Source organism: Fusibacter bizertensis, from assembly GCF_029914245.1.
Classification (GTDB): Bacteria; Bacillota; Clostridia; order Peptostreptococcales; family Acidaminobacteraceae; genus Fusibacter_C; species Fusibacter_C bizertensis.
The window spans coordinates 17,978-28,374 of record NZ_JARYZI010000018.1 but is presented as its reverse complement, the minus strand read 5'-3'; the positions used below and the strand labels follow the sequence as shown (position 1 = coordinate 28,374).

Sequence of the window (10,397 nt, the reverse complement as noted above, 5' to 3'; positions counted from 1 at the left end):
CACAGAAGTAAAGTCCTCCAGCGTCGATGGTACTTGGCGGGTAGCTGCCTGGGAGAGTAGAACGTTGCTGGTTTTAAATTTTCACTTACGTGAGAATTAAAAAGTTACAAAATGTTCCAAGGTAGCTCAACGGTGGAGCACTCGGCTGTTAACCGATAGGCTGAGGGTTCGAATCCCTCCCTTGGAGCCATTAGATTTTATGCTGGCCGTGGTGGCGGAACTGGCAGACGCACAGGACTTAAAATCCTGCGGTGGAAACACCGTACCGGTTCGATTCCGGTCCTCGGCACCAACAAAAATCTAATAAAAGAAACAATTGCTATTAACATCGCGGAGTGGAGCAGTGGCAGCTCGTTGGGCTCATAACCCAAAGGTCGTAGGTTCGAATCCTGCCTCCGCAACCATTTTAATTCATGGCCCCTTGGTCAAGCGGTCAAGACACCGCCCTTTCACGGCGGTAACAGGGGTTCGATTCCCCTAGGGGTCACCATTTGGAAGTTTAGCTCAGCTGGGAGAGCATCTGCCTTACAAGCAGAGGGTCATAGGTTCGATCCCTATAACTTCCACCATTTACACGGTCCAGTAGTTCAGTTGGTTAGAACGCTAGCCTGTCACGCTAGAGGTCGACGGTTCGAGTCCGTTCTGGATCGCCATTAAATTAATTTTGCAAGGCAAAATTGAGCCCATCATAAGCAATGAATGTTGCTAAGTGGGTGCAACACTTGCCGGTGTAGCTCAATTGGTAGAGCAACTGACTTGTAATCAGTAGGTCGCGGGTTCGAGTCCCATCACCGGCTCCATTTTCACAATTAAGCTGGAGGGGTTCCCGAGTGGCCAAAGGGGGCGGACTGTAAATCCGTTATCAGCGATTTCGAAGGTTCGAATCCTTCTCCCTCCACCAATTACAATTTTCACGAAGTGAAAATTGCCTGACGAAAACAACGTAAGTTGCTCACGTTGGATTCAATAAAATGCTTTAAAATTTTCTCATATATGCGGAAGTGGCTCAGTGGTAGAGCATCGCCTTGCCAAGGCGAGGGTCGCGAGTTCGAATCTCGTCTTCCGCTCCAATTTAATATGCGTTCGTAGCTCAACTGGATAGAGCACCGCCCTTCTAAGGCGGGGGTTTGGGGTTCGAGTCCCTACGGACGCGCCATTTATGGAGAGGTACCGAAGCGGTCATAACGGGGCGGTCTTGAAAACCGTTAGGGTGTGAGCCCACGTGGGTTCGAATCCCACCCTCTCCGCCATTTAATCAATGTGGGCGTATAGCTCAGCTGGTTAGAGCGCACGCCTGATAAGCGTGAGGTCGGTGGTTCGAGTCCACTTATGCCCACCACATTTTGAAACTGAATGTTTCTTGAGAAACTATTTATTAATTTCTCACATATGCCCAGATAGCTCAGTCGGTAGAGCAGGGGACTGAAAATCCCCGTGTCGGTGGTTCGATTCCGCCTCTGGGCACCACATTAGATCAATGATTAAGATTTCTTAGTCGTTGGTCTTTTACTTTTTTGTTAAATAAGTTATAGTAATACTATGTGAACACTTAAATAGATTTAGTAGCAGGATTATAAATTGAAAAATAGTTTAATCAAATGAAGTTTAATCAAATGAATTTTAATCAAAGAAAATGATAACATGAGGAGCAATTAATGAAAGTTAATGGAGATTATAAGAATAGTATTGGCGAACTTAGAGTCGAACTAGATGAGATAGATTATCAAATAATTAAATTGTTAATAAGCCGATTTAGCATAACCAAACAAATAGGAAAAATAAAACAGGATTTGGCAATAGAAGTCATAGATCAAAATAGAGAAGATGAAATAATTGCTCGAATTAGGAATGTTATTAATGAAGAAGATGAGGACGATACTTGTGTAACAAATATTAACTCAATCACAAAAATTTATAAAGAAATAATGAGTGAGAGTAGAAAACAACAAAAGAATTTATGAAAAGAATTACAAATATATTAAGATTGATAAACTCAGATATAAAAGTCAATAATTAATAGTATACTGTTTAAGGAAACATTAGATTCAGCTCAGAAATAGTGAAATAGCTGTTTGAAATATAGACATAGAGGTGCGAAATGGAATTTATTAATTCTTTGTTTGAAACAATGATGGCATTTGTTTCAGAAGTCAAAATAACTTATATCATTGATATTGGAATCATTGCTTTTGTTTTTTACAAATTACTGGGGTTAATACGAGAAACTAGGGCTGAACAACTTGTAAAAGGGTTTCTGATTATACTCATAATTTCAAAATTGAGTGAATGGGCAAAACTTTATGCCATAAATTATATTTTGCAAAATACATTTACTATTGGTTTGATTGCGCTTGTTATTATTTTCCAACCAGAGTTAAGGAAAGCACTTGAACATCTAGGTCGAAGCCAATGGTTAATAACAAACAATAAAAAAGGCTCAGTAGAAGAGCAAACACGTTCTATAAATGAAATTGTAGATGCAGTAAGTGTAATGTCTAGAAAAAAAATAGGTGCATTGATTGTAATGGAACGATTAATAGGAATCAATGACATTATTGATACTGGTACGATGTTAGATGCTAAAATAAGTGCTGATTTATTAATGAATGTATTTTACCCTAAATCACCTCTTCATGATGGGGCAGTGATTATTAAAAATAATAGAATAATGGCAGCAGGTTGTTTATTACCATTGTCATCAAATAAATATATTAGCAAGGAACTTGGGACTCGCCACAGAGCTGCAATGGGAATGACTGAAAGTTCGGATGCCCTGATTGTAATTGTTTCTGAAGAAACAGGTGCGATATCTATGGCTGTCGAGGGAAAATTGCAAAGATTTTTAGACACCTCAACATTACGTGACCTAATGATTAATACACTAGAGAATGACAAAGAGGGGGGTGAGAAAAATGCAATTAAAAAATAAAGTCTCATCTATTCTAATCGGATTAAAAAACATTATATCTAAAAGTGTAAAGTGGATTTTAGGATTACCGAAAGCAATTTTTGATGCAAAATTTTCTCACAATACAGGCACCAAATTACTGTCAATTGCTATGGCAATATTGTTCTGGTTTTTCGTGATGGATCAAGTTGACCCGGAGATTACACGTGTAATCGAGAGTGTTCCAGTACAATTAACTAATACTCAAGAACTTGACCAGAATAACCTTAAAATTATGAACCAAACAGATTTTTTAGTAAATGTTGAAGTAACTGGTAGACGAAATAACGTTTTAAGTTTGAATTCAAAGAATATCTATTTATGGTCTGATATGCGTTCTGTTCGAAGTGGTGTTAATAACGTCTTTATAAATAGTACTATTAATTCAGAGTCTGTAAGCATCAAATCAGTATTACCAAATGAAATAGTATTAACTGTTGATCGGGTAGTCTCGTTACCAAAACCAGTTCAGATCATTATTAGTGATAAATTTCAGGACACTTTATATGAAGAAGCACTTGAAATTAACCCAGTAGAAATTAAAGTTTCAGGACCGGAGAGTCTTGTGAATTCGGTTTCTTATCTCGGTGGAACAATTTCTGTTAATGCATTAACCAATGATCATTCGAGAGAAGTCTCATTAGTACCATACTCTTTTGATGGTGAAGTCGTAAATGGCGTTTCGCTTGACATAAATTATGCAAATATAAACTTAGTTGTTGGGAAAACAAAGCAAGTATCAATTGAACCAGTTATAATTGGCGAACCAGCCCAAGGATATAAAATTGTAAGCATCAAAGTTAATCCTGAAACAGTCACAGTAAAAGGTGAAGTTGACCTAGTTAATAGTCTGGATACGTTAAAAGTAGAAACATTACAATTAAATGGTGATGAAAATGCATCTCTAATTGTTGAAAAAGGTTTAGTATTACCAGATGGTATAAAAACAGTAGGATTGAACAATCCGATTCAAGTTGAATTAACAATAGAAGAAATTCAGACAAAAGAATTTACTTACTCAATAGCTGAAATTCCAGTTGTTAATTTAAATGAAAATTATACCACTGATTTAACAACAAATCCTGGAAATGTTATTGTGAGAGTAACTGATATAGAGTCGATAATTAAAAACTTGTCTAAAGAAGATATACATTTAGATCTCAATTTTAGCAATGTAGTTGATATTGGTAACTATAGATTGAAAATAAACTATTCCAGTGAAAAAGAATTCAATACAATTGTAATTGATCCTGAATATGTAGATGTAAATGTATCAGATATCATTACAACGCCATAAAAATCAATAGTCATATTCGATGAATATGGCTATTTTTTTAAAATTACAAATTGTTGTTAATAACTGATATAATTAAAGGTGAAAAACACACATAATTGAAATAGAGGCGAAATATGCGTAGAGATATACAAAAAATTTTAGACTCAACTCATGATGCAATGATTGCCGTCGACTCTGATGGCATAGTAACGATTTTTAATCGTTCAGCAGAAAAATTAACTGGTCAGAAAGCTTCTGATGTAATTGGTAAGAGCGTTGAAACAGTTATTGAAAATACCCGCTTACCCATTATTTTAAAAACAGGTAAATCTGAATTAAATCAGCAGCAGCCCCTTAATAACATAACAATAATCACTAATAGAATGCCTGTTTTAGGTGATGAGGGTGAGATTATTGGTGCTATTGCTGTTTTTCGCGACATAACAGAGCTTATAGATCTTGCTGAAAGAATTACGGATTTAAGTGAAGTGCGAGAGACACTCGAAGCGACTATAAATGCAACCCAAGATGCAATATCAGTAGTAGATTCAAAAGGCATTGGTATTTTAATTAATCCTGCTTATACACGTATGACTGGATATACAGAAAATGATGTGATAGGCAAAGATTGTACTTTTGACTTAGCAGAAGGTGATAGTGTTCATAAAGAAGTGCTAAAGTCAGGCAAACCAGTAAAGGGAAAACGTCTTAAAGTAGGATTGATGAAAAAAGATGTAATTGCTGAAGCAGCTCCAATCATTGTTAAAGGTGTATTAAAGGGTTCAGTTGCAATTATTCATGATCTAACTGAAATAAATGCAATTTATGAAAGACTTGATCAGGCAAAGCAAATAATTCGTAATCTCGAAGCTAAATACACATTTGATGATATTATTGGTAAAAGTGAAATTATGATCAATGCCATAGAAAAAGCTAAAATTGCTGCTGAAACACCTGCTACAGTTATTATCAGAGGTGAAAGTGGAACTGGAAAAGAACTATTTGCCCATGCGATTCACAATGCATCTAATCGGCGATATTCACAATTTGTCAGGGTTAATTGCGCTGCAATTAGTGAAAACCTACTCGAGAGTGAACTTTTTGGTTATGAAGAAGGTGCATTTACAGGTGCATCAAAGGGTGGTAAGATTGGTTTATTTGAAAAAGCTAATGGTGGAACAATATTCTTAGATGAAATAGCAGAACTGAGCTTAAATACACAGGCTAAATTATTACGTGTAATTCAAGAAAAGGAAATTTTGAAAGTAGGAAGTAATAAACCTAAAACTATAGATGTAAGAATTATTTCGGCTACAAATGTAGATTTAGAAAAAGCAATTACTGATAAACGATTTAGACAAGATTTATACTATAGACTTAATGTTGTTCCTATTGATATACCAGCATTGCGCAAACACAAAACTGATATACCAGCATTGGTTAAACATTTAATTAATAAGTATAATCAAGAATATGGTAGAAATGTTTCAGATATTTCAACAGCTGCTATGGAGCGGATTTTGGCATATGATTGGATTGGTAATGTAAGAGAACTCGAAAATTTTATTGGTAGAGCGATGATTAATATAAAAATGCATGAACACTTAATGACTTTAAGTCATATGCCTCCAATACTGTATGATGATAAAGATATTGAGAATAAAATCGAAGTAATTCCAACAGAGATTTCAAATGGCAATTTAGATCATAACCTACAAATGTTTGAAAAAACATTTATACTAAAAGTTTTAGAAAAACATAAGGGTAGCAGAGAAGATGCTGCAAAAACATTAGGAATTTCCTTAAGGACACTATATTATAAGTTGAAAAAGTTAGAAATATAAGTGCAACAAATTGCACTTATTAGAAATGCGTGCAATTTATTGCATGCATTTTTTTGCGCTAACAAAATTATTTTTATAGCTATAATGCTTGAAAGTAGTGAGCAGAGTGGGGGAGGAATTAGTGGGTCTTGGCACAGTTATTGCGACTATATAAAGAGTAGAATTAATTTGGAGGTATAGAATGGAACGAAATCTCGTATTAGTGATTAATCCTGGTTCAACATCGACAAAAATTGCTGTCTATAACGAAACTCAAAAAATGGCACAAGAAAATTTAGATCATGATACACAAAAATTAGATCAATTTGAAAAAATAACAGATCAGTATGAATATCGTAAAGAAATGATTTTAAATTGGATGCATGAGAATGGATTTGATACTCATAAATTAAGGGCTGTTGTTGGCAGGGGTGGATTATTAAGACCTATGCCGAGTGGTGCATATAAAGTTACTGAACCATTGCTAAAAGATTTAATCGTAGGTATTCAGGGTGAACATGCTTCAAATTTAGGCGGAATGATTGCTGATGCAATTGCTAAAACTGAAGGTATTGGTGCCTATATTGTTGATCCCGTTGCAGTTGATGAATTTGAACCATTAGCAAGAATTTCAGGGATGCCAGAAATAAAAAGAAAATCTTTGGTTCATGCGTTAAATATAAAAGCTATAGCGCATCGAGTAGCAGATGAGATGGGTAAAAAAGTGGAAGATCTCAATTTGATATTAGCACATTTAGGTGGTGGTATATCCATTGTACCTATGAAAAAAGGTAAAATAATTGATGCGAATAACGCCAATGAAATGGGACCTTTTTCACCTGAACGCTGTGGTGGGCTCCCAGTTGGAGATGTTGTGAAGATGTGTTTCTCTGGTGATTATTCACCAAACGAGTTAAAGAAAAAAATGCGAGGAAAAGGTGGCATGACAGCTTATCTAGGCACTAATGATGGTAGAGAAGTTGTTAAGCAAATTGAAGCTGGAAACGATAAAGCTAAATTGGTTTTTGAAGCAATGGCTTACCAAATTTCTAAGGAGATTGGTGCAATGGCAACCGTAATTGAAGGAAAAGTGGATGCTGTTGTTTTAACAGGTGGTGTAGCATATTCTAAGTATTTAACGGATTATGTAACCGAGCATGTAAGTTTTATAGCGCCTGTAATCATAAAAGCTGGTGAAGATGAAATGGAAGCTTTAAATCTTGGTGTTTTAAGAGTACTTAACGGTGAAGAAACTGCCAAAATATATGAAAAAGAGGTAAAGATTGATGATTAAAAATTTTGATGAGTTATTAGCATTAGCAGTTGAAAGAGGACCTAAACGTATAGCGGTTGCTTGTGCTCAGGACGACGATGTTTTAAAAGCAATTAAATCAGCATATGACAAAGGAATTGTTAATGGATATTTAGTTGGTAATGTAGAACTTATAACCAAAATTGCAAAAGAGATTGATTTAGATTTAAGTGGATTTGAGCTAATAAATATTATTGATCTTGCTGAGGCATCACTAAAAGCAGTTGAACTTGTTTCAACAGGTAAAGCTGATTTAGTAATGAAGGGATTAGTAGATACATCTATTATATTGAAAGCTGTATTAAATAAAGAAGTTGGTCTTAGAACTGGAAATGCTCTAAGTCATGTTGCAATCTTCGATGTACCAACTTATCATAAAATTTTGTTAGTTACAGATGCTGCTATGAATATAGCGCCAGATGTAAATACAAAAAAACAAATTATTGAAAATACACTTTTTGTTACGAAAGCACTAAATATCGAAACACCTAATGTTGGGATTATTGCAGCAAAAGAGAAAGTTACCGAGTCAATGATTGCTACTGTAGATGCTGGTGAACTTGTAAAAATGAACCAGCAAGGACTAATTACAGGATGTAAAGTGGGCGGTCCATTTGCACTTGATAATGCAGTATCAAAAGAAGCTGCAGAGATTAAGGGCATTAAAGACCCTATGGCTGGCGATGTAGATGTGTTACTTTGTCCAACAATTGAAGCGGGTAATGTTCTTTATAAGGCTTTGAATTTTTTAGCTAATGCTAAATCAGCAGGAATTATAGTAGGTGCAAAAGCGCCTGTTGTATTGACCTCAAGAGCGGACTCAGATGATTCGAAATTAAATTCTATAGCACTTGGTGTTTTAATGGCGGCACTATAAATACATTGAAATAGTAATAATTCAAAAAACGATAGAATTTCAAATTATAGGAGGGGTACATGGAAGTTTTTAGAATACTTGCAATTAATCCGGGCTCTACTTCAACTAAGATTGCAATCTATGACAATGAAAAAGAAGTATTTGAAACAACTTTAAGACATTCAAATGAAGAAATTGATAAGTATGAAAAAATTACGGATCAATATGACTTCAGAAAAGAAGTGATTCTTAAAGCGCTTGGCGAAAATGACATTAATCTTACAAAGCTGAGTGCTGTTGTAGGGAGAGGTGGACTTTTAAAACCTATTAAAGGTGGGACTTACGCAGTTAACGAATTGATGATTCAAGATTTAATAGCAGCTCAAATGGGTGAACATGCTTCAAATCTTGGCGGTATGATTGCAAATGAAATCGCAAGTCAGCTTAATATTCCTGCTTTTATTGTTGATCCAGTTGTAGTTGATGAACTTGAAGCAGTTGCAAGAATATCAGGCATGCCAGAAATTGAACGTAAATCAATTTTTCATGCGCTAAATCAAAAAGCTGTAGCGAGAAGATTTGCAAATGAAAGTAATAAAGCATATGAAGAACTCAATTTAATAGTAGCTCACCTTGGAGGTGGTATATCTGTAGGTGCGCATGAAAAAGGTAGAGTAATTGACGTTAATAATGCGCTTGATGGTGAAGGTCCATTTTCACCAGAGAGAACGGGTGGATTACCAGTTGGTGATTTAGCTAAATTGTGTTTTTCAGGAAAATATACACACGCTGATATCAAAAAAATGATAAAAGGTAAAGGTGGTTTAGTCGCATACCTTGATACAAATGATGGTAGAGATGTTGTTAAGATGATAGAAAATGGCGATGAAAATGCAAAATTAGTCTTTGAAGCAATGGCATATCAAGTTGCAAAAGAAATTGGAAGTTGTGCTGCTGTTTTAAAAGGTAAAGTAGACGCCATTATTTTAACAGGTGGACTTGCATATGGTGAAATGCTGACAAATTGGATCAAAGCGAGAGTTGAATTTATCAGTGAAGTAATCATTTATCCTGGTGAAGATGAAATGAGTGCGCTTGCTCAAGGTGGACTTCGTGTTCTTAGAAATGAAGAAGCACCACAAAAATACGTGTAGTACTTTATAAGATTTTTTGATGTGTTGCATTTTAGAGTGACATAATTTTGTAGATATAAGGAATGGTGAAGTCATGGAATTGGATTTAATGAAGGATGCAAGAATCAGAATTATCATAGGCCACTACGGCAGCGGTAAAACTGAATTCGCGGTTAATTATGCGATGATGCTCAGTAAACAGACTGAAAATGTAGCGCTTTGTGATTTGGATATCGTCAATCCTTATTTCAGGTCCAGAGAAAAGGCTTCAATCATGGAAGAAAGTGGTATAACAGTTATCTCTGGCGCAAGAGGTCATAATGCTAATCTTGATTTGCCAATGGTTTCCCCAAGCATATTGGCACCGATTCAAAATGAAGAGACGCAAGTGATACTTGATGTGGGTGGTGATTCAGTGGGTGCAAGAGTCTTAGTAAGGTTTGCAGCTTATTTTAAACAGGGTGCTTATGATATGTTCTTTGTACTCAATGCAAATAGGGAACAAACGCAAGATGCACTTAGTGTTATATCACATATTAAAAATATTGAGGATACTGTAGGTTGTAAAGTTACAGGAATCATCAATAACACACATTTGTTGAGAGAAACAGATGTAAATGAGGTTTTAAAGGGTCAACAATTAGCGCTAGAAGTTTCTAAGACGCTCAATATTCCCATCAAATACGTCAGCACACTGGAAAAGGTTACCCACCAATTACCAATGGATTTAGAGGGAGAAATATTCCCAATTAAGATGTATATGAGAGAAGATTGGATGTAAGTCGCTCGGCGCACAAACGTGATTAAGGTATAGGAGGAATTAAAGGTGGCTAAAGGTAAAGTTACATTTAATCAAGACATTTGCAAAGGTTGTGGGTTATGTACAACAGCTTGCCCAGTAAAGATCGTTACAATGGACACGTCAAAAATGAATATTAAAGGATTTCATCCTGCAACAGTATTCGAAATGGACAAATGTATAGGTTGCGCAAATTGTGCAATGATGTGTCCTGATTCAGTTATCACAGTAGAAAGATTTTAGGGAGGTAA

9 protein-coding genes and 13 tRNA genes are annotated in these 10,397 nt (G+C 35.6%); all 22 read left to right on the top strand.

The window, feature by feature from the left end; all coding sequences use genetic code 11:
• Positions 1-115 precede the first annotated feature (115 nt).
• A tRNA-Asn gene (locus QE109_RS17035) sits at positions 116-190 on the top strand.
• Positions 191-205: 15 nt separating this feature from the next.
• A tRNA-Leu gene (locus QE109_RS17030) sits at positions 206-292 on the top strand.
• A gap of 37 nt (positions 293-329) precedes the next feature.
• Positions 330-404: transfer RNA gene (locus QE109_RS17025), tRNA-Met, on the top strand.
• A gap of 11 nt (positions 405-415) precedes the next feature.
• Positions 416-490 (top strand) — tRNA-Glu (locus tag QE109_RS17020).
• Between the two features lie 3 nt (positions 491-493).
• A tRNA-Val gene (locus QE109_RS17015) sits at positions 494-569 on the top strand.
• A gap of 7 nt (positions 570-576) precedes the next feature.
• Positions 577-653, top strand: a tRNA-Asp gene (locus tag QE109_RS17010).
• 71 nt (positions 654-724) lie between these two features.
• Positions 725-800: transfer RNA gene (locus QE109_RS17005), tRNA-Thr, on the top strand.
• Between the two features lie 16 nt (positions 801-816).
• A tRNA-Tyr gene (locus tag QE109_RS17000) sits at positions 817-901 on the top strand.
• A 94-nt stretch (positions 902-995) separates the two neighbouring features.
• Positions 996-1,070, top strand: a tRNA-Gly gene (locus QE109_RS16995).
• A gap of 9 nt (positions 1,071-1,079) precedes the next feature.
• Positions 1,080-1,156: transfer RNA gene (locus QE109_RS16990), tRNA-Arg, on the top strand.
• A 5-nt stretch (positions 1,157-1,161) separates the two neighbouring features.
• A tRNA-Ser gene (locus tag QE109_RS16985) sits at positions 1,162-1,250 on the top strand.
• A 12-nt stretch (positions 1,251-1,262) separates the two neighbouring features.
• Positions 1,263-1,339 (top strand) — tRNA-Ile (locus QE109_RS16980).
• A 52-nt stretch (positions 1,340-1,391) separates the two neighbouring features.
• A tRNA-Phe gene (locus QE109_RS16975) sits at positions 1,392-1,467 on the top strand.
• A gap of 188 nt (positions 1,468-1,655) precedes the next feature.
• The gene (locus tag QE109_RS16970; protein WP_281095751.1) at positions 1,656-1,961 is read left to right on the top strand and encodes a chorismate mutase; all 306 of its coding nucleotides are present in this window, start codon (positions 1,656-1,658) and stop codon (positions 1,959-1,961) included.
• 137 nt (positions 1,962-2,098) lie between these two features.
• Positions 2,099-2,929 carry a diadenylate cyclase CdaA gene (gene cdaA / locus QE109_RS16965; protein ID WP_281095750.1) on the top strand — a complete coding sequence of 277 codons (831 nt, stop codon included), beginning with the start codon at positions 2,099-2,101 and terminating at the stop codon, positions 2,927-2,929.
• The gene (locus QE109_RS16960; RefSeq protein ID WP_281095749.1) at positions 2,913-4,244 is read left to right on the top strand and encodes a CdaR family protein; all 1,332 of its coding nucleotides are present in this window, start codon (positions 2,913-2,915) and stop codon (positions 4,242-4,244) included. Before cdaA ends, QE109_RS16960 begins: the two co-directional genes overlap by 17 nt.
• Before the next feature lie 113 nt (positions 4,245-4,357).
• Positions 4,358-6,067: a sigma-54 interaction domain-containing protein gene (locus tag QE109_RS16955; RefSeq protein ID WP_281095748.1), complete on the top strand. Its 1,710-nt coding sequence runs from the start codon at positions 4,358-4,360 to the stop codon at positions 6,065-6,067.
• A gap of 181 nt (positions 6,068-6,248) precedes the next feature.
• On the top strand, positions 6,249-7,340 hold the full coding sequence (buk, locus tag QE109_RS16950; RefSeq protein WP_281095747.1) for a butyrate kinase: 1,092 nt from the start codon (positions 6,249-6,251) through the stop codon (positions 7,338-7,340).
• The gene (locus tag QE109_RS16945) at positions 7,333-8,235 is read left to right on the top strand and encodes a phosphate butyryltransferase (protein ID WP_281095746.1); all 903 of its coding nucleotides are present in this window, start codon (positions 7,333-7,335) and stop codon (positions 8,233-8,235) included. Before buk (QE109_RS16950) ends, QE109_RS16945 begins: the two co-directional genes overlap by 8 nt.
• Positions 8,236-8,294: 59 nt before the next feature.
• Complete coding sequence (gene buk / locus QE109_RS16940; RefSeq protein WP_281095745.1) at positions 8,295-9,368, top strand: butyrate kinase; 1,074 nt, start codon at positions 8,295-8,297, stop codon at positions 9,366-9,368.
• Between the two features lie 88 nt (positions 9,369-9,456).
• Positions 9,457-10,128, top strand: a complete 672-nt coding sequence (locus QE109_RS16935; RefSeq protein WP_281095744.1) for an ATP-binding protein — start codon at positions 9,457-9,459, stop codon at positions 10,126-10,128.
• Between the two features lie 45 nt (positions 10,129-10,173).
• Entirely contained in the window at positions 10,174-10,389 is a 216-nt protein-coding gene (locus QE109_RS16930) for a 4Fe-4S dicluster domain-containing protein (protein WP_281095743.1), read from the top strand.
• The last annotated feature ends 8 nt before the right edge of the window (positions 10,390-10,397 follow it).